We start from the raw sequence: 25,394 nt of genomic DNA on the forward strand, positions 1-25,394 counted from the left end.
TCAGCCCCTTTCGAAAATGTTGATCATTGCCTTCTCTAGGTTGGCAATATTCTGCAGTTCGTTCTCAAGATCCGTTGGTGTGCCGGCCATGAGTAGGTGGCAGGTCCACATGCGGTTCGCGATGTCGATGTCGGTGACCGAACCACCTGGCTGCAAGTTGTACAGCGAGGTTGCCATGGTCAGGACGAGCTCATTTTGCACACGCATCGGGGCGCGCACGATCGCGGCCTTTGGTGGGTCCTCGCGGCGAATCGCAATCCACGCCACCTTGAAGGAGGCGACCATGAGGTCCTTGATCCAGATCAGAATGAACTTGAACAGCAGACCCCAGTTGATGCTGGTGTTATCCGGCAACGGGAGTTTAGGCAAAGGCAGGGCGAGTACGATGAATGTGCCTAGCAGCACACCTGCAATCACGTTGCCCCAGGTTACTTCGCCGTTGAGCATGACCCACATGAACGTGATCCACAGGACGGTCCAGGGCCTAAACCGGTTCTTTACTCCAGTAAGCATTAGTTCTGTCCTCCTGCATTGAGGTGTGAGGTCAGGTCGGAGAGGTCGCCTTCGCGGGTGTCGGAGCCGTCGTCAAGCCGCTCTGGGGTGAGCGTGCGGGAAATGTTAGCCGGTTCACCGGTGGCGGGGTCGTAGTCGCCGAGGACTGCGGTGCGGTAATTCTCAACCTCAGAGATCGATTCGGCGGACCGCTCGGTGACGCCCACGATAGGGCCGGCGAACACGGTCACGGACAGGGAGGCGATCACCAGCAGGGCGGTGGAACCGACCATGCCCCACGGGAGCTTGCCGACGTCCTCACGCTCGGTCACCTCAACCTCTTCGGTGATATCAACCAGCGGGGAAGTCGACGCCATAGCTAGGTGGCCTTCAGGTGCGTCCTTGCGGTCACGCCAGAAGCCCTTGGACCAGACGATGATCATCACGTAGAGAGTCAGCAGGGAGGTTGCCACCGCGCCGCCGATGAGCAGCCAAGCCATGAACCCGCCGACCTCAGAGCCGGCCTGGAGCAGGATGACCTTGCCAATGAACCCGGAGAACGGTGGGATACCGCCCAGGTTGATGGCCGGGATGAAGTACAAGACCGCGATGATGGGGGAGAGGTACATGAGCGAGCCCAGGCGACGCAGAGACGAGGTGCCCGCCTGGCGTTCGATCAGACCCACGACCAGGAAGAGTGCGGTCTGCACCAGAATGTGGTGCACGGCGTAGAAGATCGCGCCGTTCAGGCCGTGCGCGGTACCCAGCGCCAAGCCAAAGACCATGTAGCCGATGTGGCTGACCAGGGTGAACGAAAGCAGACGTTTGATGTCGTTCTGCGCCATCGCACCCAAAATGCCGATGAGCATGGTGGCCAGCGCCACCCACATGAGCATCGTGTTCAGTGAGCCGTCGGAGAAGATCGTGGTTTGGATACGGATAATGGAGTACACGCCCACCTTGGTGAGCAGGCCCGCGAACACCGCGGTGACCAGCGCCGGGGCGGTGGGGTAGGAGTCCGGAAGCCACGCATCCAGCGGGAAGACCGCTGCCTTAATGCCGAACGCGACGAGTAGCACGCCGAAGATCGCAGCACGGGTGCCGTCCGGGACGTCTTCCATGCGGATACCCACCTGGGCAATGTTCACGGTGCCCACGGAGGCGTACACCATGGCCAGGCCGAAGATGAAGATCATCGAGGACGCCATGGACACCATCACGTAGCCCACGCCAGCGCGCACGCGGGAGGCCGAACCACCCAAGGTGAGCAGGACGTAGGAGGCCACGAGGAAGATCTCGAAGCCCACGTACAGGTTGAAGAGGTCGCCTGCGAGGAAGGACAGGTTCACACCCATGGACAAAAGTAGGTAGCTCGGGATGAACACGGCTACCGGCTCACGGTCGGAGCCGTCGCGAATACCCTGGCTGATCGCGTACCACATGACGGCTAAGATGACGAGGCCGGCGACGGTCAACATGATCGTCGATAAGCGGTCAGCTACCAGGGTGATTCCGATCGGGGCGTCCCACCCGCCAAGCTGGACGGTCTGAATGCCCTCGGAGTCGATGACGTACAGCATCACCCCGGAGACAATGATCACGGCAAGCAGCGCGAGGAATGCGATGAGGTGCTGCGCCCACGTCTTGCGTGCAAACATCAGGGACAAAGCTGCGGCGATTGCGGGAAGCAGGATCGGTAGCGGAATCAGATACGGCATCGCCGGGAGGACGGCGGATACAAAATCAGTCATCTTCTTCTCCCTTCAGTGGCGATTCGAACGAGGCCGGGCCGAAGTTATCGCCCTGCGAGGTGACCTGGCCGGTCTCCGGGTCATCGGAGGCGTCGTGGTCAGGCGCCGCCGCAGGGGCTGTCGGGCGTGCTGCGATTGCTGCGTCCTCAGTATCGTCCTCAATGACGTCCGCGGTGCGGTAACGGTACTGGCGGTAGGCCAAGGACAGGATGAACGCGGTCATCGCCATGGAGATCACGATCGCGGTCAGGATCATGGCCTGCGACAGGGGGTCGGCGATGGTCTCGCCGAAGAGTATGGACTCGCGCCCCTTGATCGGCGGGGAACCGGCGGAGCCGCCGGCCTGCAGGAGCAGGAGGTTTCCGCCGTTACCGATCATCATGATGCCCAGCATCATTTTGGTCATGGCGCGGTCGAGCATGAGGTACACGCCGGCAGCAATCAGTGCGCCTGCTGCGGCGAGGAGGAATAGGTTAGCGGTCATCGCGGTCCTCCTTTCCTGCGGAGGCGGCCTGGGCGGCTGCCTTCGCCTTGATTGCTTTACGACGTTCCTGCGCCGCCTTCGTCAGCGACGCCGCGCGCTCGCGGGTGCGCTGGCGACGAATTTCCTCATCGCTATCAATGCGGCCACCGAGTGAGGTGAGAATGTGCATGATCAAACCGATCACGATGAGGTACACGCCAGCGTCGAAGAGCAGCGCTGACGGGACGTGGAACTCGCCGATGAGCGGCAGAGTGAAGTCCCAGACCTCGGTGGTCAGCGGCGGGCGGCCCACAAACATCGGCCACACCGCTGCCGCGGTAGAAAGCAGCAGACCAAAACCTAAGATCTTGCCTGCATCAACCGGGAGCGCTTCTTCCAATTCTTGGCGCCCGCCTGCGATGTACCGCAAGCTAAACGCAAGTGCCGCAACCAAGCCGCCGGCGAAGCCGCCACCGGGTGCGTTGTGGCCAGCGAAGAAGAAGTACAGGGACAGCAGAATCATCGACGGGAACGCGATGCGGGTGACCACGTCCACCATAAGCGAACGGTTCTGTGCCTTTTCACTATCGACGTCCGCGGCCAACCACCGGCGGCCGGTAGCCCGCAGTGTCGGGCGACGCGACGGGCGGGTAAACGAACGGGTGCCGTAAATCAGGGAAGCAACGCCGGTTGCGGCCAGCACCAGGACGGAGATTTCACCCATGGTGTCCCATGCACGAAGGTCGACGAGGAGCACGTTGACGGCGTTCGCGCCGTGCCCAATCTCGTAGGCCAAGTCTGGGATGTACTGGGAAATCGGTTCCTGCGTGCGGGAGTTCATCGCGAAGAGTGCAATGACCGTGACCGATAGGCCCGTTGCGGCGGCCAGCCAGGCGCGGTAGCGGTTGCCCTTCGGCGTGCCCCGCCACTCGGTGGTCGTCGGCAGTTTACGCAGTACGAGCATGAAGACCACCATGGAGATCGTCTCCACGAGGACCTGGGTGAGCGCCAAGTCCGGTGCGCCCTGCAGTGCGAAGATCATGGCGATGCTGTAGCCGGTCACACCAACCATGATCACGCCGGAGAGGCGGTTGCTGGTGCGGGTCGCGGCGATAGCCATCACGATGATGATCGCCGCAGCCACGGCCTGCCACGGGGTTTCTGCAACCACCATGTGGACCTCTGGGCGGTCGCCCAGGATGAGCGCAATCATTGGCATGACGGTGAGCACCGCGAAAATGACGCCCAGGTTGATCACCAAGGAACCACGCTGGGTGCTTGCCGTGATCCGCAGCGACAGGGTGCGGAAGAAGTGCAGGACCTTGTCGTACGCCTCGTCGGCATCGCCCAGGGCGGGTTCTTCCAGCTGGAAGCGCAGCGCAACATCGCGGTAGTGGTACAGCAGATAACCTGCCATGATGATGATTGCCGAAAGCCCCAGGGCCACCGTGAATCCATGCCACAGTGCAAGGTGGCCGGGAAGCTGGTCCGGGTCGCTGACGAGCGTGAAAAGGTGCTGGCTAATCACCGAATCGATCGGCTTCGGCCACGGCCCGAGCGCGATGGTGCCCACGGTCAGGGTCAGCGGTGCGAGCCACAGCTTCGGGCCGATCGCATGCATCTCGGCGACTGCCTTGGAGACGCCACCGCCAGATGGGTGCTCCGCGCCCTTCGTGGCAAACGCGCCGTACAGGAAGTAGCAGGAGTACGCCATCGTCAGAATCGAGCCGAGGACCAGGCCGGTCATCATGAGGTTGCCTGGCATGCCCTGCAGGAGTGGCTCGTCGAGAATCGCTTGCAGCGCGGTCTCCTTCGCCACAAATCCGTACAGCGGCGGGATACCCGCCATGGATGCAGCGGCAATAATCGCCAGAATCATGATGAACGGCTGCTTCTTGCCCAGACCAGAGATATGGCGCACGTCGCGGGTGCCAGCAGTATGGTCGATGGCACCCACAATCATGAACAAGGTGGCCTTGAACAGGGAGTGCGCCATGGTCAGGGCCAGGCCGGCCTGGATTGCGGCCGGGGAGCCCACAGACATCACAGAGATGATAAAGCCCAGCTGGGAGACGGTGCCGTACGCGAGCACCAGCTTGAGATCCACCTGTCGCAGCGCCATCCAACCGCCCATGAGCATGGTCAAGAGCCCCAGCGGGATGACCACCAGGTACCAGGCGGACAGCACGTGGAATTCCGCGGCCAGGCGCGCGACCAGGTAAATACCGGCCTTCACCATCGCGGCGGAGTGTAGGTATGCGGACACCGGGGTCGGCGCGGCCATTGCGCCAGGGAGCCAGAAGTGGGCCGGCGCAATAGCGGACTTGGTCAGCGCGCCAGCGAGCATGAGCACAGCGGCGATGGTCAGATGCGGAATCTGGGTGAGATCATTCTCAGCAGCGAACCGGGCGAGCTCGGAGAAGCTCCACACGCCTGTCTGACGGCCCAGCAGGATAATGCCGACCAGCATCGCCAAACCACCGAGCGTGGTCACAAGAAGCGCCTGGCCCGCAGCCCTGCGTGACGACGCCCTCTCGGCGTAATAGCCGACGAGCAGGAAGGAAAGCACGGACGTGATTTCCCAGAAGATGTACATCAACAGCAGGCTGTCGGAAATAATCAACCCGTACATCACCATCGCGAACGCCGTCATCTGGCTGGCGAAAATAGATAGGCGGATCGGGTTGGAATCGAAGTAACCCCAGCAATACAGGAGGACGAGTGCACCTACACCCAACACGATCAGAGCGAAGAACCCGGAGAGGGCATCCATTCTGAACTCGAGGTCAAGGTTGAGCATCGGCAACCATTCGATATTCCTTGTCAACGCCTTGCCCTCGGCAAAACTGCCGCGCAAGAAATTGTGGACAACGAACACGAATCCGGCTGCCGGCACCAGCGCAAGGAGGCCAAAGCCTGCCCTGCCGATGGTGCGCAAGAGCAAAGGTGCAATCGCCGCTGCAATAGTTAGGGCACACAGAAGTAATAACACGTGTGGAACGCTCCCCATTGGCATCGGCGGACAAATGCTAACCACGTCCCCGACACTGACGGCTAACTAGGACAGGGCGCGGCCAATATCAGCCAGCATAGCGGTTGGAAGCGCGCCGGGTGAACCAAATTTGAAGATACTGTTATATATGGTCCCATCACGAAAGCCCCCGACTATCGGTGAGTCGGGGGCTTTCGCAGCATACATATGGTTTTGCGGACACGTACAACATTTTGTTGTGTCCGTGCTCACACTATGTGTTTATTTTCCGTAGTTGAGCAGGAATTGGGTTTCTGCGGCCGCGATGCGCTCAATCTCGGTAGGGTCAACGGACTCGTTGGCGGAGTGGATCACGGTCTGCGGCTCCTCCACGCCAAAGAGCGCGATTTCTGCGTCCGGGTATTCGTTCTGCAGCTTGAGAGTCAGCGGGATGGATCCGCCACTGCCGACGGTCACGATGTCCTTGCCGTCGTACGCCTCCGACAGTGCCTGCCCCAAGAGTTTGAGGGCCGGCTTGGTCACGTCGGTGGCGAAGCCGTCGTTGATGTCTTCAATCGTGACCTCAATGTGCGCGCCCCACGGGACGTGGTTTTCCAGGTGCTTCTTCAGTGCCTCGGCGGTGGTAGCGGCATCCATGCCGGCGGGTACGCGAAGGTTGAGCTGCGCCTGGGCAATTGCGGGGACAGCGTTGACGGCTTCAGCGACTGGGGTGGAGGTGAATCCGGTCACGGTCACGGCCGGGCGCGCCCACACCAGGTCGGAGGGGTTTTCGCCGTCGCCCATGACGTCCACGTCCTCGAGGACGCCGGCGTCGGTGCGGAAGGTTTCGGCGTCGTAGGGTGCGCCGTCCCAGGTGGCGGTGGTGTCGACCCCATCGATGACGGTGCGGCCGTGCTCGTCGCGAAGCGAATCCAACGTGCGGACCAGCGCTGCGACAGCATCTGGGGCGGCACCGCCGAACATGCCGGAGTGGACCGCGCCCTCGAGGGTGCGCACGGTGACGCCGAGCTGGGCGCCACCACGCAGGCTGGTGGTCAAAGTAGGCGTGCCGACGGCCGCGTTACCCGTATCGGCGATGAGGATGGCTTCAGCGGCAAACAGCTCGGGGCGCGTCTCGATGAGCGTATCCAAACCCTCGCCGCCCTGCTCTTCCGAGCCTTCAACCAGGACGGTCAGGCCAATCTTGGGTGCGGCCGGGTCTTCTGTCTCGGCGAAGTCACGCAGGGCGGCCAGGTGCATGACCAGGTTGCCCTTGCAGTCAGCGGCCCCGCGGCCGTACCAGCGGCCGTTGCGTTCAGTAAGCGTAAAGGGGTCCGATTCCCACGCTGCGGGATCGCCGGCGTGGACAACGTCGTGGTGGCAGTACAAAAGGACGGTGGGCTGGCCTTCGTCGGCATCGCGGTGGGCGAGGACTGCGGTAGAGCCGTCGACGGTGGGGATTGCGGTGACGTCGAAAGCGATCGGCAGTTCACGCAGGGCATTCTCGGTCCACACAGCCGCACCGGCGCATGCTTCAGTGAGGGCTGGATCGCCGTGGACGGAGTTAAAGGAGACGATTTCCTTGAGTTGCTGGAAAATTAGTTCACGCTGTGTGCTCATAGCCTTCTAGGGTACGCGTCGGCGCCAACCTTGCACTTGCAAGGCTCAAGTGCTAGAACGGGGGTTAGCACTTTCGCGGTGCGAGTGCCAGAAATCTGGTGTTCGCAAGCCCCGGAAGTCTTCCCTATTAATACAGCAACAAAAATTACAAGGAGAACAGACATGGCAAAGATGATTGCCTTTGATGAGGAAGCACGCCGCGGCCTCGAAGCAGGCCTGAACACCCTGGCTGACGCCGTCAAGGTCACCCTTGGCCCCAAGGGCCGCAACGTGGTCCTGGAGAAGTCCTGGGGTGCTCCTACCATTACCAACGACGGCGTTTCCATCGCCCGCGACATTGAGCTCGAGGATCCTTACGAGAAGATCGGTGCAGAACTGGTCAAGGAAGTAGCTAAGAAGACTGACGACGTCGCAGGTGACGGCACCACCACCGCAACCGTCTTGGCGCAGGCACTGGTCAAGGAAGGTCTGCGCAACGTGGCTGCAGGCTCCAACCCAATGGGTATCAAGCGCGGTATCGAGCAGGCCGTTGAAGCCGTCACCAAGAAGCTCTTCGAGCAGGCTAAGGAAGTAGAGACCGAGGAGCAGATCGCTGCTACCGCAGGTATCTCCGCTGCTGACCCAGAGATCGGTAAGCAGATCGCTCGCGCAATGTACGCGGTGGGCAACGGTTCCGTGAACAAGGACTCCGTGATCACCGTCGAAGAGTCCAACACCTTCGGCGTCGACCTGGAAATCACCGAGGGCCTGCGCTTTGACAAGGGCTACATCTCCGCATACTTCGCAACCGATATGGAGCGCCAGGAAGCTGTCCTGGAGGACCCATACATCCTCTTCGTCTCCGGCAAGATCTCCAACGTGAAGGACCTGGTCCCAGTCCTGGAGAAGGTCATGCAGTCCGGCAAGCCACTGCTGATCATCGCCGAAGACGTTGAGGGCGAGGCACTGTCCACCCTGGTCGTGAACAAGATTCGTGGCACCTTCAAGTCTGTTGCTGTGAAGGCGCCAGGCTTCGGCGACCGTCGCAAGGCTCAGCTGCAGGATATGGCCATCCTGACCGGCGGCCAGGTCATCTCCGAAGAGGTTGGCCTGTCCCTCGAGACCGCAGACCTCCCACTCCTGGGCCAGGCACGCAAGGTTGTCGTGACCAAGGATGAGACCACCATCGTCCAGGGTGCAGGCTCCCAGGAGCAGATTGAAGGCCGCGTCAAGCAGATCCGTGCAGAGATCGAAAATTCCGACTCCGACTACGACCGCGAGAAGCTGCAAGAGCGCCTGGCAAAGCTTGCCGGTGGCGTCGCAGTCCTCAAGGTTGGTGCCGCAACCGAGGTTGAGCTCAAGGAGCGTAAGCACCGCATCGAGGACGCTGTCCGCAACGCAAAGGCAGCCGTCGAAGAGGGCATCGTCGCCGGCGGTGGCGTCGCCCTCCTGCAGGCTGCACACGTCCTCGAGAACGACCTTGACCTCACCGGCGACGAAGCAACCGGCGTCAAGATCGTCCGCGAGTCCCTGTCTGCACCGCTGAAGCAGATTGCGTCCAACGCGGGCCTCGAGGCTGGCGTCGTCGCAGCGAAGGTTGAATCCCTGCCAGCAGGCGAGGGCCTCAACGCCGCAACCGGCGAGTACATCGACCTCATGGAGGCTGGCATCTCTGACCCGGTCAAGGTGACCCGCTCCGCTCTGCAGAACGCAGCGTCCATCGCAGCACTGTTCCTGACCACCGAGGCTGTCGTCGCTGACAAGCCAGAGCCAGCAGCAGCACCAGCTCCTGACATGGGTGGCGGAATGGGTGGCTTCTAAGCCCCCTGTGCTCGCTTAACGACGCACGCAGCGCCCCAAGGGCCTCAGCTCCACAGCTGGGGCCCTTTTTCTTGCATTCGCAGAGTACCCCCTAAAGGGGGTAAGTTTCCTTCCTGAGAACGAATCAACCTACCTAAGATTGCTCAGTATCGAACCGCAATGAATTAGCGTTACGTTATGCAATAAAAAATTTCCGCAGCTCACTGCCGGTTCGCGGAAATGTGCAGGTTATCGGCGGTTATAGCCAGGGTGAATTATTGGTAAATTACTTAAGATGCAACTTAAGTATGTCTAATGGCGAAAAGTTTTTCCTGGATAGAACTTGACGGCCCCGGAAAAAGTGGCAAAATAAGAGTCCGTGACGCCCTCCTGGGTGTCGGCATACTGGAAATACGCCAGCCCCGCTGGCCCCACTTAAGGAGAATCTTTATGGATCTCGGTTTCGTACAGACTGCACTCGCAGACTTCAGCACCTTCGCAAAGAACCTGGTTGAGCTTTTCCAGGGCATCCCAGACTTCTTCGCAGGTCTGACCGGTCGCGTTGCAACTGATAAGGTTCCAGCAGCTAACTGGACCGAGCTTGCAAACGAGACCAAGGGTCTCTTCCCTAAGAAGAACGCTTAATTCTGCATCTCAACCCGATTCATTTCAATTCTTCAAGGAGAAAAACATGGCTGCAAACAACAAGCTAACCGTTGGTGATTACAACAAGGGTGTCGAGAAGTGGGACGCACTGTCCTCCACCGGTGTCACCGGTCACCTGCTGAACCTGCTGAAGCTCCTCGGCTCCCTCGCAGGTAACCTGGGCAACCTTGCTAAGCTGGTCAAGTAAGACCTAGCCTTCAAGGCTTCCACGCCCGCCCCCATCTGGGAGCGGGCTTTCTGCATTCCCAAAACTTCTGGCGCATCCACCCTTTTGCCCCCGTGTACAGCGTGAAGTACCCCCTACAAGGTAAGGTAAAAGTATGGCAGAGCACAATGACGACGATCTCCCAATCATCGACCTCGCAAAGACCGAAGGTTACGTAGTAGATGACTCCGATGAGGACGATCCCACGCTAATCCGCCCCGACGGACGCCCCGTCGAAACCTGGCGTGAAAACTACCCTTATGAAGAGCGCATGTCGCGCGAAGAGTACGATCACATCAAGCGCCAACTCCAGATTGAGCTGCTGAAATGGCAGAACTGGACCAAGGAAACCGGCCAGCGCCACATCATTCTCTTCGAAGGTCGCGACGCAGCCGGCAAGGGTGGCACCATCAAGCGTTTTAACGAGCACCTCAACCCCCGTGGTGCCCGTACCGTCGCTCTGGAGAAGCCATCTCCACGCGAGTCCACCTCTTGGTACTTCCAGCGTTACATTGAGCACTTCCCGTCCGGTGGCGAAATCGTGTTCTTCGACCGCTCTTGGTACAACCGCTCCGGCGTCGAACGCGTCATGGGCTTCTGTACTGAATCTCAGCACGCTGAATTCCTGCGCGAAGTGCCGATGCTCGAAAACATGATCCTGGGCTCCGGCATTTCGCTGACCAAGTTCTGGTTCTCCGTGACCCAGAAGGAGCAGCGCACCCGCTTCGCAATCCGCCAGGTGGACCCGGTCCGTCAGTGGAAGCTTTCCCCAATGGACCTGGCTTCGCTGGACAAGTGGGATGACTACACCCGCGCTAAGGAAGAACAGTTCCGCTACACGGACACCGATGAATCCCCGTGGATCACCATCAAGTCCAACGACAAGAAGCGCGCCCGCATCAACGCCATGCGCTACGTGTTGAGCAAGTTCGACTACACCGACAAGGATTACGAACTCGTCGGCGAACCCGACCCCAACATCGTGATGCGTGGCCGCGACCAGATCGGCGACTAATCCGCACAATGTGAAACCCCCAGGAGTGCTCCCTGGGGGTTTCATGCTATTCCGCGAGCTTCAAATTGAACATTTGACAGCCGTTTTAATTTTATTCAGGTGGTTTTGGGTAAAAGTGGCTGTCATATGTGCGGTGCGCCTACCGCACCACGCGGTGGCTAGTCGTCGGTCTCGTCGGCGATAATCGCCTTCGCCAGGCGGCGCAAGTGCTTCAATTGCTTCGAGGTGGATTCGTCGAGGGCGCGGTCCTCACCCTTTTGCACCAGGGCAGCCAATTCCTTCTGTGCCTTCTCACCCTTCTTGGTGCACGTGACAATCTGGCGGCGCCGATCTTTCGGGTCGCGGTCACGCTGGACCCAGCCGTGGGCCTGGAGGCCGTCGATAAGCCGGACCATGTCAGACGCATCAATGACCAGAAGGTCACCCAACGCGGACTGGGAGGACGCCTGCGAATCCGCCAAGCAGGTGAGTACCCAATATTCGCGCAAGCTGGTGTGATGCTTGGCTAGGACGGCCTCCACTTCGTCGCGGGTGCGGCGGCGGATTCGTTCCAGCTGAAATGAGGGGGACTCCAACAATGCGGCGGGGAGGGCATGGATCGTGTGCTTGCCCTTCTTGGCATCCTTCGACATGCACACCACAATACCGGCACATCTGCGTCACCCCCATGATGGGGTGTACCCAACCATAAAAACAACGCCGCACACAAGTGCAGCGTTGCAGTGGGGGAGGTAGGGCTTAGAGGGCCTCGGATTCGCCAGCGTCTTCGACGTCGCGGCCGTGTGGCTCAGCGTTCTCGGCGTCGGCGCGCTTGATGGCCTCCTCCAGGATCTTTTCTGCGGCGGCAGCGTTATCCCAGCCGGAGCCGTGTACTTCCTTGCCTGGCTCCAGGTCCTTGTAGCGGGTGAAGAAGTGCTCGATCTCATCCTTGAAGAAGGAGTTGACGTCGTCGATGTCCTGGTACTGGTCGAAGCGTGGGTCGTCGAGGACGCAGAGCAGCTTGTCATCGCCGCCGGCTTCGTCGGTCATCTTGAAGACGCCGACTGGGCGTGCCTTTACGATGACGCCTGGGAACAGTGGCTCAGGGAGCATGACCAGTGCGTCTAATGGGTCGCCGTCTTCGCCGAGGGTACCGGCAATGAAGCCGTAGTCAGCTGGGTACGCCATTGGGGTGAATAGGTAGCGGTCCAGGTAGATGTTGCCGGTCTCGTGGTCGATTTCGTACTTGTTGCGGGAACCCTTTGGGATCTCAATGGTTACTTCTACAGCCATTGCGCACTCCTTTTACGTAGTCGGTCAGGGTCATATAACGCCCCCTATGGTAGACGGTCCCGCCACGAAGGTTGTGCTCGCACTACACTTATGCCCCGATGAGTACTAAAGGATGGATTGCTGCCGCCGTTGCCACCACGGTTGTCGTCGTCGGTGCGGCGGGCACGGGCGTGGCATATCAGCGGGCCTACGGAAACCTTGACCACGGTCAGCCCTTCCAGCTGGAGGAGCCGACCGCCGTGGTCACCCCCGTGGAGCCACAGCCGCTTCTCGACGCCTCCGGCCTGAACACGCAGCTCGCAGAGATTGCCAGTAGCCCTTCCCTGGGCACGTTCGGCGCGTACGTGCGTGCCACGGATGGCACGGAAGTCTTTGCACAGAGCCCAACAAAGGCGTTGACGCCGGCGTCGTCGACGAAGATCCTGACTGCCGCGGCCGCCATCCTGGAGTTGGGCCCGCAGGACCGGATCACAACGTCGGTGTACGCCACCGATCAACCCGGCACGTTGGTGCTGAAAGCAACCGGTGACGTGTGGCTTACTGAAGAGAAACTCGCGGAGCTTGCAGACCAGATCGTGGCAAACGCGCCGGGGGCTTCCACCTTGCTCGTGGACACGTCTGCCTGGTCCGGGCCCACCATCCTTGACGGCTGGGATCCAGTAGACATCGATGCCGGCTACGTAGCACCCCTGGAACCCGTGATGATCAACGGCGCGCGCATCGGGGCTACCGAGGGCGACGTCCCGCGTTCGCACACGCCGGCATACGATGTGGCGCACAATTTGGCCATGCGTATTGGGGCGGGAAACGTGGCCGTCGGCAAGGCAGCGGCAACTGGCGAAGTTGCCAGCGTGGAATCCCCAACCCTGATCGAGCGCCTGAATGAGATGATGGTGCATTCTGACAACGTCATGGCCGAAGCCATCGGCAGGGAAGTGGCCCTGCACCGCGGGCTGCCTGGCGACGTCGGCGGCTCCACCCAAGCCACCCTGGACACCCTGCGCGAGCACGGTTTCGACACCACCGGCATCACCCTGGCCGACAACTCGGGATTGTCCGTGCACAACCGCATCACACCGGAACTGCTCGAAGAGATCCTCTTCCATGCGGCCACCGACGCACCCCTGCGCACGCTACTGACCACGCTCCCCGTCGCCGCCGGGTCCGGCACCCTGGAACACCGTTTCGCCGACGCCACCGGCAAAGGTTGGGTACGCGCCAAGACCGGAACGCTCGATCACACCTCCGCGTTGGCGGGCATCGTGACGGGTAAATCAGGTGTGACCTACACGTTCGCGTTCCTTGCTAACGACGCCGACGTCGCCGCCTCCCGCAGCGTCCTCGACGCCTTAGCCTCCGCGCTGCGGGACGCCTAAATGGCATTTCACATTCCCCGCGACCCCGAAGCCTTCGGGCGGATCCGGGTCGCGCTGCGCCACCACCTGAAACATCACGGCACCTTCGAGGTCGTAGGCGTTTCCGGTGGGGCAGATTCCTTGGCACTCGCAGCCGCCTGTTCGGTGGAGGCGCCAGGTGTCCGTGCGGTCATCGTGGACCATCAACTCCAAGACGGCTCCGCTGAGGTCGCGCGCACCGCCGCCGCCCACGTCCGAGCGATGGGGCTTGATGCAACAGTGGAAACCATCACCGTCCCCGGCAACGGGGAAGCAGCGGCGCGGAAAGCCCGCTACCAGGCACTGCGCGCCCACGGCCAGACAATCGCGACCGCGCACACCCTCGACGACCAAGCCGAAACCTTCCTCGTCGCCGCCGCCCGCGGCAACCCCGGCGGAATGCTGCCCGTCCGCGCCGGAATACACCGCCCCCTCTTAGAAATCCGCAGGGCCGACACCCACGCCGCCTGCGCAGAACTCGGGCTCGACCCCTGGCACGACCCACACAACACCCAAGACCGCTTCCTGCGCGTGCGCATCCGCGAGCTTATCGACGACCATCCGGCCACCCCAGCGCTCGCCCACGCAGCAAGACGCGCGGCCGCGGATCGCGAGGCAGTCGCCACGTGGGCCGGGCGCATCGACCCCACCGACGTTCATGCCCTCGCCGAGGTTCCGGAAGCGGTACGCAGGGAAGCGATCACTGCCTTCATCCGGGATTGTGGAGGGGCGCCCACGGGGACGTCGATAAGCATGGTTGAAGCACTGGTGACTGACTGGAAGGGCCAAGGAGAAGTGCAGGTCGGCGGCGGAATTTCGATTGCGCGCCGGGGGTGGAGGTTGGGAAAGTCCAACCAAAGTGGCACAATTTAGGAACATGCACGCCACCAAGAACTTTTCCGTCCCCGAAAACGCATACGGCGACGATATTGAAGCAATTCTGATCTCCGAAGAAGAGATTAAAGCCCGCGTCCAAGAACTCGCAGACATGGTCTCCGAGAAGTACAAGGATGAAGAAGAACCACTCCTGCTCATCGGCGTACTCAAAGGCGCCGTCTTCTTCATGGCGGACTTTGCCCGCGCACTCTCAATCCCGTGCGCATTCGAATTCATGGCCGTCTCCTCCTACGGGAACTCGACCACCTCGTCCGGCATCGTCCGTATTTTGAAGGACCTGGACTCTGATATTTCGGGCCGCAACGTCCTGGTTGTAGAGGACATCATCGACTCCGGCCTCACCCTATCGTGGCTGCTCAAGAACCTGAAGTCCCGCCAGCCGAAGTCCCTGGAAGTTGTTACGTTGCTCCGCAAGCCGGAAGCTGTGGCCGTCGAGCTCGACCTACTCGATGTAGGCTTTGATATTCCTAACGAGTTCGCCATCGGATACGGGCTAGACTATGCAGAACGCTACCGCGAACTGCCATTCGTGGCTAGCCTCAAGCCGTCCGTCTACGAAAAATAGGCGCACGCAACTCGCCCTTCCTTGACGTATAAGAAAGGCCCCACGTCGGGACCCTCCCGAATACCTTGCCTATGAACAATAAGCGCATTCTGCAATACGGCGGCATCGCTGCAGTAGTCCTCATCGTCTTATTCCTGACGTCTTTCCTCACCGACGAAACACGCGGTTACCAGAAAGTAGACACCTCCATTGCCCTGCAGCAACTGGAGGACAATAACGTCAAGACCGCGCAAATGGACGACCGTGAACAACGCCTTCGGCTCACGCTGAAGGAACCCATCACCGTCGAAGAGCGCGAAGGCGTCGAAGAGCTCATCACCCAGTACCCGGCACGTACCTCCCCGGAGATCTTCTCCGCCGTGACCGCGTCAGAGACCGAAGAGTTCGACACGAACGTCACCAAGGACTCCTTCCTCATGAGCATGATCGGCCTCCTGCTGCCGATGCTGCTTCTCTTCGGACTGCTCATGTTCTTCCTCACCCGCATGCAAAGCGGTGGCATGTTCGGGTTCGGGGGTAATAAGGCCAAGGAACTCACCAAGGACATGCCCACCAACACCTTCGCGGATGTTGCGGGCGCCGACGACGCCGTCGAAGAACTTCAGGAAATCAAGGACTTCCTCGAAGACCCCAGCGTCTACCATGCCTTGGGCGCCAAAATCCCACGCGGCGTGCTGTTGTACGGGCCTCCCGGAACGGGTAAAACGCTGCTGGCACGCGCCGTCGCCGGTGAGGCAGGAGTGCCGTTCTATTCCATCTCGGGTTCGGACTTCGTGGAAATGTTCGTCGGCGTGGGTGCCTCCCGCGTGCGCGACCTGTTCAAGCAGGCGCGTGAGAACAGCCCCTGCATCATCTTCATCGACGAGATTGACGCCGTCGGCCGCCAGCGCGGTTCCGGCATGGGCGGTGGCCACGACGAGCGTGAGCAGACCCTCAACCAGCTGCTCGTCGAGATGGACGGCTTCGGCGACCGCGAGGGCGTGATCCTCATGGCAGCCACCAACCGTCCCGACATCCTCGACCCCGCCCTGCTGCGCCCAGGCCGTTTCGACCGCCAGATCCCGGTCTCGAACCCGGACCTCAAGGGTCGCGAGATGATCCTCAAGGTCCATGCCGAAGGCAAGCCACTAGCACCCGACGCAGACTTGAACGCCCTGGCCAAGCGCACCGCCGGCATGTCCGGTGCTGACCTGGCGAACGTGCTCAACGAAGCCGCGCTGCTCACTGCCCGCGTCGGCGGCAACGTAATCACCGCTGACGCTTTGGAAGAAGCCTCCGACCGCGTCATCGGTGGCCCACGACGCTCCTCCATGGTCATCAGCGAGAAGGAAAAGAAGATTACCGCCTACCACGAGGGCGGACACACCCTGGCAGCGTGGGCGCTGAAAGATATTGAGCGCGTCTACAAGGTCACGATTTTGGCCCGCGGGCGTACCGGCGGCCACGCTATGACCGCCGCCGAAGACGACAAGGGCATGTACACCCTCGACGAGCTCTACGCCCGCTTGGTCTTCGCGATGGGCGGCCGCGCAGCCGAAGAAGTCGTGTTCGGCACCCCGACAACCGGCGCTTCTGCCGACATCGAGCAGGCCACCAAGATTGCCCGCGCCATGGTCACCGAGTACGGCATGTCCCCGCTGGGCACCGTGAAATACGGCGAGGAGCAAGGCGACCCGTTCGCCTACTCCGGTGGCGGCGGCAGCTTGTCCTACTCCCCAGAAGTAGCGGCAGAAATTGACAAGCACGTTTCGCACCTGATCGACCTGGCACACCGCCGCGCCTACGACATCCTGTCCCAGCACCGCGACTACCTGGACCGCCTGGCAGAAAAACTCCTGGAAAAGGAAACGCTGCGCCGCCCAGACCTCGAGGCACTCTTCGGGGACCTGGAGCCACAGCCTGCAGGCGACATCTTCCCGCACCACGACGACGAATTCCCACGTCAAGAAGGCCGCGAACCCGTCAAGACTCCGACGGAGCTGGCACTGGAGAGGGGAGAGGAACCACCAAAGCGCTTCTCCCTTCTCGAAGCGTCCCGCGCTGCACGGAAGAAGCGTCAGGAAGAACGCGCGAAGAATGGTGGGCCACAGGCGGGAGGTACCGCGCCGGCGTCGGGAAGCATCCCGCAGTACGGTGGCCCGCAGCCGCCAGCGGACTGGAAGGTTCCCGGATGGCCGGGCACCCAGACTACGCAGCAACCGGCGGAACACCCGGGTGTCGCACAGTATCCCGTCAACCCCGCGCCACAAGCACCACAGGCACCGGAGCCTGAGCCCGGCAAGCACGCCGCGCCGGACGAACAGCCCACCGAACTCATTGGCTTCCGCCTACCCGAACGGGAACGCCCCGACCACAGTTGGGACGACCTCGATGACACCGACACCTCCGGCAACGTCATCGAAGAAGCACCGAAAGTAGTCGATGCCGGTGACGATCCACTTCCCTCCGACCCCGGCACCGACGCCGGGGCGGACACTCCAGAAGGACGCAAGTAAATGGCTGAATTTGATCAGCAGCGCGCCGAAGCAGCCGTCCGCGAGTTGCTTCTCGCCGTGGGCGAAGACCCCGACCGCGAAGGGCTCCTCGAAACCCCAACACGCGTGGCCAAGGCCTACCGCGAAGTATTCGCCGGCCTCCACGAGGACCCCAAAGAAGTACTGAACAAGACGTTCGACGAAGGCCACCAGGAACTGGTCCTCGTCCGGGACATCCCCATCTACTCCACGTGTGAACACCACTTGGTTCCCTTCTTTGGGCACGCACACATCGGGTACATCCCCAACGCCGATGGGCGGGTCACGGGACTTTCCAAACTTGCCCGCCTCGTGGACCTGTACGCCAAGCGGCCACAGGTGCAGGAACGGTTGACCAAGCAGGTGGCGGATGCGCTCGTCGAGAAGCTTGACCCGCAAGCCGTGATCGTGGTGATCGAATGCGAGCACCTGTGCATGGCAATGCGTGGTATCCGCAAACCTGGAGCCGTGACCACCACCTCCGCTGTGCGCGGCGGATTCCAAACCAATGCGGCCTCCCGTGCGGAGGCACTCACCCTGATCCGAGGCTAAGCAATGACCCGCGTATCTGATCTCACCGTCCCCGACCGCTGTCTCGTCATGGGAATCCTCAACGTCACCGAGGATTCCTTCTCCGACGGCGGGAAGTACATCGATATCGACGCTGCCCTCGAGCACGCGCACGAACTCGTCGCACAAGGCGCGGACATGATCGACGTCGGCGGGGAATCCACTCGGCCTGGTGCAACCCGCGTGCCCGCCGAGCTGGAAGCACAACGCGTTGCGCCCGTGATCGAGGCGCTGCACAAGGAAGGTATCCGCACCTCGGTGGATACGATGCGCGCCTCCACCGCCCGCGCCGCAGCCGAAGCCGGAGTGGACATGATTAACGACGTCTCCGGCGGCCTCGCCGACGAAGACATGTTCACCGTCATGGCAGAGACAGACCTACCGGTATGCCTCATGCACTGGAAGACCGTCCAATTCGGGAGTGCGGCCGGGCGTGCAGAACACGTCGGCGGCGTGGTCGCTGACGTGCATGAGACCCTCGACCGGCTGGTTGAGCGTGCGCTTGCTGCCGGCGTGAAAGAAGACCAGATCGTGCTCGACCCGGGCCTTGGTTTTGCCAAGTCGGAAGCCGATAACTGGGCACTTCTCAAGGCACTGCCCGAATTCCTCGAGGGGTCTTTCCCCGTCCTGGTGGGTGCTTCACGCAAACGCTTCCTCACCGGAATCCGGAAGAAGCGGGGCCTACCGCACACCGCTTTGGATGCGGACCCGGCAACTGCGGCCGTGACGGCGTTGTCCGCACAACTTGGTGCGTGGGGCGTGCGCGTCCACGAGGTCTTGGTATCCCGCGACGCGGTCGACGTGGCTGCAGCCTGGCGTGGTGGTCGCGAATGGGCCGATGAGCCCAGCTACGCTCCGTCCTACCCGACGGGGGAGCAGGACCGTGGCTAAAACGGACACGATCACGCTCACCGGTGTGCGCGCCCGCGGTTTCCACGGAGTCCTTCCCGAAGAAACCCGCATGGGCCAGGAGTTTAGCGTGGACATCACCGCCCACGTCGATCTCACCCGCGCAAGCCGCAGCGACGACCTGGCGCACACCATCAACTACGCCGAACTTGCCCAGATTGCTTACGACGCCATCACCGGCGAACCCAAGCAACTCATCGAGGCCTTAGCCGGTGGCATCGCCGACCAGTGCATGGCCCAGTTCCCGGCAATCGCAGACATCGCTGTGACCGTACACAAGCCGGCTGCGCCGATCCCGCTGGTCTTCGACAACGTTGCCGTGACCATCACGCGTCGCCGTGACACCACAAGAGACACCGCGAGAGACAACGTAGAGGAGTAAAACATGCGCGCAGTGCTGTCCATCGGCTCCAACATGGACGACAGGTTCGCCCTCCTCGACACCGTCACCGCACACTTCGAGGCCGACCCCACCACTGAGATCATCGCGGCCTCCCGGATCTATTCCACCCCGCCGTGGGGCGTGACGGACCAGGACGAATTCCTCAACCAGACCCTCATCGTGGAGACCACACTAGAACCCCTGGAACTCCTCCACGCGGGCCAGGCTCTAGAAAACGCCGCCGAACGCGTCCGTATCCGCAGGTGGGGGCCACGCACACTAGACGTGGACATCATCGCGCTTTCCGGCGCCTCCGGCCTCATCACCAGCAGCACCGAAGAACTGACCGTCCCGCACCCGCGCGCCCACGAGCGCGCCTTCGTCCTTGTACCCTGGGCAGAAATCGAGCCCGAGGCAACGCTAGGCGGCACCCCGATCACAGAACTCATCGCAGGGCTTCCCACAGATGAGGTCTCCCAGATCGTGCCCGCGCAGCGCCCAGCCACCGGCACTGATACGAACTAGAGGAGGGGCAGGGTGAAGAAGACGTCGATAAGCGCGTTGGTGGGCACGGCCATCTTCATGGCTGCCGCCGCCGCGATCTTGACATGGCGTTTCTTCAGCGTCATGGCCGCGATCCCCGTGACCGTGTCCGTCACGTTGTGGGTCATGGCCGCAATCTGCTGCGTTTTGGCGCTTATCATGCGGCAACGCACAGAGGCCGGCCGGATTGGGCAGGATCGCTCGCAGCTCAGCCCGGTCATGGCGGCGAATTTCCTGGTGATCGGGAAGGCCTCGGAATGGACGGGCGCGATCATCGGCGGCGCCTACACCGGCGTAGCCCTCTACCTGTGGGCCCGCTCCGGGGAACTCGTCGCGGCCGCCGATAGCTTGGGCGGTGCGGCGGCCAGCGCGGTGGGTGGCCTTGCCCTCATGGGGGCCGGAATCTGGCTCGAGCGTTCGTGTGAAGTCTTACCTCCCAACGAACCCGAAACAATTGGGTAGATTAGAGGCCATGAGTACCCCACGTGAACCTTCAGAACGCGCAGGCACCTCGGACCGCTGGTCCGTTTTTGTCGTCGTGCTGGTTGTGCTTGCGCTTATCGCAAGCATCATCATGTTGGTCACGGACTCCGAAGCAGCACTAAAGATAGCCCTCATCGCCGCACTGTGGGCCGCGGTCATCGGATTCTTCCTGGTGTACCGCTACCGCAAGCAGGCCGAGGAAGCCCGTGCACAGCAACGCCACGAGCTGGAAATGCACACCGTCGAGCTGGAGCACGCGAAGGCAAACGCCCAGGCCACCGCGCCGGCGCAGAATCAGCAGGCGCTCCCCGAATTCAAGCTTCGCGACGAAGACATGCAGGTCCTCGCAGACATCCGTACCTCACTTGCGGACCTGCGCACGCAACTAGAAGAACTCTCCGGATACGCCTTCGGCACCGAACCCGAGGCGCTGCGGGCGCACGCGTGGCGGATGGAAGAACTAGAAAACCGTGCCGACGGCGTCGCCGGCCAATACACGCACCCCGAGAAACCCGGCGACATTGCTGGCGCGCCCTCGTGGGACGCCGTCGCGGGCACCCTCGGTTCTACGGATCAGCACGGGCGCATTTCACCAGAGTTGGCGCAACTACTCGAAGAGCAAGAACAGCAGCCTGAGCCGGAGGAAGCAGCCGGCCGCCACGAAGCTGCCGCTGAGCCGGAAGACGACGCTGATACGGATGCCGTCTACGTCGACGAAGTCACAGCGGAGCCGGAGCCGGAACCGGAACCTGAGCCCGAAGACGATGAAGACGAAGGCCGCGGTGCCCGCCGCGTCGAAGACGGCGGCATTTCCGTCGCTGAACTCATGGCGCGTATGAAGAAGCGCTCCTCCTAGAAAGCGCCCATGACACCACCTCGCATGAATATCGCCGTGGCTACCTCCGAGCACGCGGATGGTAGCCTCGCCGAAACTCTCGCCGACCTGCTGGGGCACGCCGGCCACGACGTCCACACGATCCCGGTCCAGGAACTGCAGCATGCAGAAGACCTCCGCCACACCCAGGCGCTCATCCTTGTTACTGCTGACGCCGAACTCCCGGACGTCGCCGCGCACATCAGCGACCTCGCCCGCCCTGGGCTCATCGTCGCCCACACCAGCTTGTGGCACAGTTTTCAGGTGCTTGACGACGCCGAGGTAGCCGGCGCGCTCGTCGGAAGCCTCGCGCCTATCGGTGATGACACGTGGGCGATCGACGGAGCCAACGAACTCATCACCACCATTCTGGAACTCCTGGTAGGGGAGTTGAAGTGCAATTTCGTGGAGCTCGAGCCGGCAGAACGTCGGATAGCAGTGTCGCGGCGAGTGTGGCACGGGCTGAGCCGGGCAGTGGCACGCCGCGCTGACCCGTCCGTACACGTGCCGGCCCTGCCGTGGGTGGGGGACCTGGATGTGTACGTTAACTCCTTTCCCGAGGGAGACCACCTAGTCAAAGACCTGACCACACTGATCGGGATGGTCGCGGCATGGAATGGGGATGCGGACGCCGAACTGTGGGCGCTGGGGCGCGACTTCTGACCTGTAGAGGGCAGTGGCCGGGCCCACAACCTGCCCGAGTAGACTTCCAGGCACTACGCCCGTGACGACTACGAAGGAGAAACAATGGCTCTTGAGTTGGGTACGGCAGCGCTGATCTCGGACCCACAGCGGGCAACGATGACAGCTTCTGCCCTGCGGAAGACCGGGAAGCCCGTCGTTGCGGTTCCCGTCGGCCGAGTCATCCATGGTGGCCACCAAGCCCTGCTGCGGGCAGCGCGCCGCCTGCCGGGCGCGGTGGTGTTCGCGGTTGTACAGAACACGGACGACGCCGAACTCCTGAAGGCCGAAGGCGTGGACTTTACGGTCCTCCTCCCGCGGGAAGCCACGGACACGCTCGTCGTGCCTGCTGATTACGGGTTGGAGGATCCAGGTCGCTTGGCCCACGACCTGACGTACCTGGTGCGGGTGGCCGGGGTGTTGCGCCCGCAGGCCATGATTTTGGGGGAGAAGGACGCCGAACTGTTGGCCGCTTTCCAACGCGCGGTCACCGACCTGCAGCTGGGCTTAAAGATCCGTTCGGTGCCTACCGTGCGCATGCCCGATGGCCTGGCACTGTCTGTGCGTAACGAACGCATCGCTCCGACCGTGCGCGATAAGGCGATTGCGATTTCTGCAGCGCTGACCGCAGGCGCGTACGCCGCCGAGTATGGGGCGGCGAAGGTTATAGAAACGGCGCGCGACGTCCTCGCTGCCGCTGGGCTTGCCCCGGATTACCTGGAGGTGCGCAGCCCCGATATGGGACCAGCGCCTGCAGAGGGCGACGCCCGCCTGCTGTGCGCGGTGGAGTTGCCGGCCGTCGACGGTGGTACCGTGCGCCTGCTCGATAGCGTGGGCCTGCCCTTAGGGATTGGTTTTAAGAACCTGGATAATCAGGGCTAGCCACCCCTGCAGACCAATTGGGCCGGGGTTCGACTACCCTAGGTGTTCGTGACTACTCAATCTGATTCAAACCCCGCAAACAGCACCGATAACACTACGAACACCGCCGCCACCACGTCGGGCGCGCAGCTTTCTGAGCAGCAGAAAATTCGCCGCGAGAAGCGTTCCCGCCTCCTGGAAGAGGGCGTGGAGGCGTACCCGGTAGAAGTTGATCGCACGCACTCCATCGCAGAGGTGCGGGCCATGTTTACGGTGGTTACCGAGGATCAGGAAACCCCGGCCGAAATCCCCGAAGGTGTTACTGCTCTGCAGCCGGGTGAAGAGACCGAGGTGGAGGTCTCCCTGGTTGGGCGCCTGATGTTTATGCGCAACACCGGCAAGCTGGCTTTCGCTACCCTGCAGGAGGGTGACGGTACCCAGATTCAGGCTATGTTGTCGCAGGCGGTCGTCGGCAAGGAAGCTTTGGACCTGTGGAAGCGCGACGTTGACCTGGGTGACTTCGTCTCTGTGCGCGGCAAGGTTGTTGCTTCGAAGCGTGGCGAGCTCTCCATCATGGCTGCCTCTTGGGAGATGGTCTCGAAGGCTTTGCGCCCGCTGCCGGTGTCTTTCGCGGAGATGAATGAGGACTCCCGTGTGCGTCACCGTTACACCGACCTGATTATGCGCGAGCAGGCCCGCAAGAATGCGCTGACCCGTATCAAGGTGTTGGCTGCCGTGCGTCATTTCATGGAAAAGCGTGGCTTCCTTGAGGTGGAGACCCCGATGCTGCAGACCCTGCACGGTGGCGCTGCGGCGCGTCCGTTCATCACGCATTCCAACGCGTTGGACATTGACCTTTACCTGCGCATCGCTCCGGAGCTGTTCCTGAAGCGTTGCGTTGTCGGCGGTTTGGAGAAGGTCTTCGAGATTAACCGCAACTTCCGCAATGAGGGCATCGACTCCTCCCACTCGCCAGAGTTCGCGATGATGGAAACCTACGAGGCCTTCGGCGATTACCGCACCGGTGCCCGCCTGATCCAGGACCTCATCCAGTCCGTCGCCCAAGAGGTGTACGGCACTCAGGTGGTCACGCTTGCCGACGGCACCGAGTACGACTTCTCCGGTGAGTGGAAAGTCATCGAGATGTACCCGTCCCTGAATGAGGCATTGGCGCGCAAGTACCCGGGCCAGCCTGAGGTGACCATCCACTCCACCGTTGAGGAGCTGCGCGCTCTCGCCGACAACATCGGCATGGAATGGCCGAAGACCGGCGGCTGGGGTCACGGCAAGTTCGTTGAGGAAATCTGGGAGTACCTGTGCGAGGACCAGCTGGACGGCCCGATCTTTGTGACGAACTTCCCGGTCGAGACCTCTCCGCTGGTGCGTGGGCACCGTGAGAAGGAAGGCGTCGTGGAGAAGTGGGACCTCTACGTTCGTGGCTTCGAGCTCGCGACCGGCTACTCCGAGTTGGTGGACCCAGTTATCCAGCGTGAACGTTTCGAGGATCAGGCCCGCCTAGCCGCCGGTGGCGACGACGAGGCAATGGTTCTCGACGAGGACTTCCTGGCCGCCATGGAGCAGGGCATGCCACCGACCTCGGGCACGGGCATGGGCGTTGACCGCCTGCTCATGGCCCTGACTGGTTTGGGTATTCGTGAGACTGTTCTGTTCCCGTTGGTGAAGCCGGAAAACTAAGTACTTTCCAGGCACTGTAAAGCGCGTCCCTTTTTTAGGGGCGCGTTTTTCTTGCGCAGGGTGTCCTGCGGGAGTAAATTCAGGCAAAGTTCAGAATCTGAACATTCTTTTATGTGTATCGGGCTATTTTTATGCCCCAATACCTTAAGGTCTTTTGAAAAAACCTGAAAGAAAATTAAGATACCTGTCATGCCAGCCATTAAGCCAGAGCGCAAGGAAATGCAGCGCAACCGCATCGTCGACGGTACCGTGCGCGCCATTGTGAAAAACGGCCTTGCCAGTCTCTCTGTTTCTGACATTATCCACGAATCCGGCCTGTCCGCCGGGGCCATTTACGGTTACTTCGATGGTAAGGAAGATATTGTCCAGGCCGCGGCCGACAAGCTTCTCGGTATTGATGAGGAACACATCAGCAAGGCGGCGTTGTGCTCCCCGGTGCCAACCCCGTCGGAAGTGCTCGTCCCGATGGTCACCCAGCAGTGGCTCGACGACGTCCCGCCTGGGGCTGTCGTGCAGATTTGGGGGCACGCCAATATCGAAAACTCGGTGCGCGTTTCCGCTATCAAGAAGGTAGAAGCCGTCGAAGCTGCTCTCGGGGAATACTTCACCGCATGGTTTGCCGAGACCGCTGCTTCGCGCGAAGAGGCAGAAATCCGCGCAGCAGAACTCAAGCGTCCAGCGCTGGGGCTACTCCAGGGTGCACTTGTGCAGATGGCGCTGGGGATGGACGCGGAGACGTCGTTAAGCATTGGCCTGGAAGCGCTGCTAGCACGCTAAACGCCACCTCCTGTGA

The 25,394-nt window shown here is 61.6% G+C and carries 25 protein-coding genes; 18 read left to right on the forward strand and 7 right to left on the reverse strand.

Annotated features, from left to right (window positions below; translation table 11 throughout):
• From ATK06_RS05140 to ATK06_RS05160, 5 genes are all read right to left on the reverse strand, one after another.
• On the reverse strand, nucleotides 1-513 hold the full coding sequence (locus ATK06_RS05140) for a Na+/H+ antiporter subunit E (RefSeq protein ID WP_048380865.1): 513 nt from the start codon (nucleotides 511-513) through the stop codon (nucleotides 1-3).
• On the reverse strand, nucleotides 513-2,243 hold the full coding sequence (locus tag ATK06_RS05145) for a Na+/H+ antiporter subunit D (RefSeq protein ID WP_098388954.1): 1,731 nt from the start codon (nucleotides 2,241-2,243) through the stop codon (nucleotides 513-515). Before ATK06_RS05145 ends, ATK06_RS05140 begins: the two co-directional genes overlap by 1 nt.
• Entirely contained in the window at nucleotides 2,236-2,727 is a 492-nt protein-coding gene (locus ATK06_RS05150; RefSeq protein ID WP_048380862.1) for a Na(+)/H(+) antiporter subunit C, read from the reverse strand. Before ATK06_RS05150 ends, ATK06_RS05145 begins: the two co-directional genes overlap by 8 nt.
• Nucleotides 2,717-5,698 (reverse strand): Na+/H+ antiporter subunit A, encoded by a 2,982-nt coding sequence (locus ATK06_RS05155; protein ID WP_048380859.1) that lies wholly within the window; start codon nucleotides 5,696-5,698, stop codon nucleotides 2,717-2,719. Before ATK06_RS05155 ends, ATK06_RS05150 begins: the two co-directional genes overlap by 11 nt.
• A gap of 261 nt (nucleotides 5,699-5,959) precedes the next feature.
• The gene (locus ATK06_RS05160) at nucleotides 5,960-7,297 is read right to left on the reverse strand and encodes a dipeptidase (protein WP_098388955.1); all 1,338 of its coding nucleotides are present in this window, start codon (nucleotides 7,295-7,297) and stop codon (nucleotides 5,960-5,962) included.
• 162 nt (nucleotides 7,298-7,459) lie between these two features.
• Here ATK06_RS05160 and groL point away from each other — a divergent pair, with 162 nt between their 5' ends.
• The 4 genes from groL (at nucleotide 7,460) to ppk2 (ending at nucleotide 10,962) form a co-directional block, all read left to right on the forward strand.
• Nucleotides 7,460-9,097, forward strand: coding sequence for a chaperonin GroEL (groL, locus tag ATK06_RS05165; RefSeq protein WP_048380857.1), 1,638 nt, complete (start codon nucleotides 7,460-7,462; stop codon nucleotides 9,095-9,097).
• A gap of 429 nt (nucleotides 9,098-9,526) precedes the next feature.
• Complete coding sequence (locus tag ATK06_RS05170; protein WP_048380856.1) at nucleotides 9,527-9,721, forward strand: PorH family porin; 195 nt, start codon at nucleotides 9,527-9,529, stop codon at nucleotides 9,719-9,721.
• Between the two features lie 46 nt (nucleotides 9,722-9,767).
• Nucleotides 9,768-9,929, forward strand: coding sequence for a hypothetical protein (locus ATK06_RS11235; RefSeq protein ID WP_161796001.1), 162 nt, complete (start codon nucleotides 9,768-9,770; stop codon nucleotides 9,927-9,929).
• A 133-nt stretch (nucleotides 9,930-10,062) separates the two neighbouring features.
• Nucleotides 10,063-10,962, forward strand: coding sequence for a polyphosphate kinase 2 (ppk2, locus tag ATK06_RS05175; RefSeq protein WP_048380854.1), 900 nt, complete (start codon nucleotides 10,063-10,065; stop codon nucleotides 10,960-10,962).
• A gap of 158 nt (nucleotides 10,963-11,120) precedes the next feature.
• On the opposite strand, the gene ATK06_RS05180 is transcribed toward ppk2, so the two are convergent.
• Complete coding sequence (locus ATK06_RS05180; protein ID WP_048380852.1) at nucleotides 11,121-11,594, reverse strand: MarR family winged helix-turn-helix transcriptional regulator; 474 nt, start codon at nucleotides 11,592-11,594, stop codon at nucleotides 11,121-11,123.
• Between the two features lie 106 nt (nucleotides 11,595-11,700).
• A complete protein-coding gene (locus tag ATK06_RS05185) occupies nucleotides 11,701-12,234 on the reverse strand; it encodes an inorganic diphosphatase (RefSeq protein WP_098388956.1) in 534 nt (177 codons plus the stop codon).
• A 98-nt stretch (nucleotides 12,235-12,332) separates the two neighbouring features.
• Here ATK06_RS05185 and dacB point away from each other — a divergent pair, with 98 nt between their 5' ends.
• The 14 genes from dacB (at nucleotide 12,333) to ATK06_RS05255 (ending at nucleotide 25,378) form a co-directional block, all read left to right on the forward strand.
• Nucleotides 12,333-13,610, forward strand: a complete 1,278-nt coding sequence (gene dacB / locus ATK06_RS05190; RefSeq protein ID WP_098388957.1) for a D-alanyl-D-alanine carboxypeptidase/D-alanyl-D-alanine endopeptidase — start codon at nucleotides 12,333-12,335, stop codon at nucleotides 13,608-13,610.
• Nucleotides 13,611-14,501 carry a tRNA lysidine(34) synthetase TilS gene (gene tilS, locus ATK06_RS05195; protein ID WP_053072836.1) on the forward strand — a complete coding sequence of 297 codons (891 nt, stop codon included), beginning with the start codon at nucleotides 13,611-13,613 and terminating at the stop codon, nucleotides 14,499-14,501.
• A 4-nt stretch (nucleotides 14,502-14,505) separates the two neighbouring features.
• A complete protein-coding gene (gene hpt / locus ATK06_RS05200) occupies nucleotides 14,506-15,090 on the forward strand; it encodes a hypoxanthine phosphoribosyltransferase (protein WP_098388958.1) in 585 nt (194 codons plus the stop codon).
• Between the two features lie 71 nt (nucleotides 15,091-15,161).
• Nucleotides 15,162-17,585: an ATP-dependent zinc metalloprotease FtsH gene (gene ftsH, locus ATK06_RS05205; RefSeq protein WP_048380848.1), complete on the forward strand. Its 2,424-nt coding sequence runs from the start codon at nucleotides 15,162-15,164 to the stop codon at nucleotides 17,583-17,585.
• Entirely contained in the window at nucleotides 17,586-18,155 is a 570-nt protein-coding gene (gene folE / locus ATK06_RS05210; protein ID WP_048380846.1) for a GTP cyclohydrolase I FolE, read from the forward strand. It abuts the gene before it with no gap.
• A 3-nt stretch (nucleotides 18,156-18,158) separates the two neighbouring features.
• Nucleotides 18,159-19,064 (forward strand): dihydropteroate synthase, encoded by a 906-nt coding sequence (folP, locus tag ATK06_RS05215; RefSeq protein ID WP_048380844.1) that lies wholly within the window; start codon nucleotides 18,159-18,161, stop codon nucleotides 19,062-19,064.
• On the forward strand, nucleotides 19,057-19,464 hold the full coding sequence (folB, locus tag ATK06_RS05220; RefSeq protein ID WP_231913550.1) for a dihydroneopterin aldolase: 408 nt from the start codon (nucleotides 19,057-19,059) through the stop codon (nucleotides 19,462-19,464). Before folP ends, folB begins: the two co-directional genes overlap by 8 nt.
• 3 nt (nucleotides 19,465-19,467) lie before the next feature.
• The gene (gene folK / locus ATK06_RS05225) at nucleotides 19,468-19,989 is read left to right on the forward strand and encodes a 2-amino-4-hydroxy-6-hydroxymethyldihydropteridine diphosphokinase (protein ID WP_048380839.1); all 522 of its coding nucleotides are present in this window, start codon (nucleotides 19,468-19,470) and stop codon (nucleotides 19,987-19,989) included.
• Between the two features lie 57 nt (nucleotides 19,990-20,046).
• Complete coding sequence (locus ATK06_RS05230; protein WP_231913590.1) at nucleotides 20,047-20,469, forward strand: DUF3180 domain-containing protein; 423 nt, start codon at nucleotides 20,047-20,049, stop codon at nucleotides 20,467-20,469.
• A gap of 10 nt (nucleotides 20,470-20,479) precedes the next feature.
• Nucleotides 20,480-21,346 carry a DUF6779 domain-containing protein gene (locus ATK06_RS05235; protein WP_053072835.1) on the forward strand — a complete coding sequence of 289 codons (867 nt, stop codon included), beginning with the start codon at nucleotides 20,480-20,482 and terminating at the stop codon, nucleotides 21,344-21,346.
• 9 nt (nucleotides 21,347-21,355) lie between these two features.
• The gene (locus ATK06_RS05240; protein WP_098388959.1) at nucleotides 21,356-22,027 is read left to right on the forward strand and encodes a Rossmann-fold NAD(P)-binding domain-containing protein; all 672 of its coding nucleotides are present in this window, start codon (nucleotides 21,356-21,358) and stop codon (nucleotides 22,025-22,027) included.
• An 84-nt stretch (nucleotides 22,028-22,111) separates the two neighbouring features.
• Nucleotides 22,112-22,927 carry a pantoate--beta-alanine ligase gene (locus ATK06_RS05245; RefSeq protein WP_048380831.1) on the forward strand — a complete coding sequence of 272 codons (816 nt, stop codon included), beginning with the start codon at nucleotides 22,112-22,114 and terminating at the stop codon, nucleotides 22,925-22,927.
• Between the two features lie 147 nt (nucleotides 22,928-23,074).
• Nucleotides 23,075-24,601, forward strand: a complete 1,527-nt coding sequence (gene lysS, locus ATK06_RS05250) for a lysine--tRNA ligase (protein WP_231913589.1) — start codon at nucleotides 23,075-23,077, stop codon at nucleotides 24,599-24,601.
• A gap of 189 nt (nucleotides 24,602-24,790) precedes the next feature.
• A complete protein-coding gene (locus ATK06_RS05255) occupies nucleotides 24,791-25,378 on the forward strand; it encodes a TetR/AcrR family transcriptional regulator (protein WP_053072834.1) in 588 nt (195 codons plus the stop codon).
• Nucleotides 25,379-25,394: the final 16 nt, after the last annotated feature.

The organism is Corynebacterium renale, from assembly GCF_002563965.1.
Lineage (GTDB): Bacteria > Actinomycetota > Actinomycetes > Mycobacteriales > Mycobacteriaceae > Corynebacterium > Corynebacterium renale.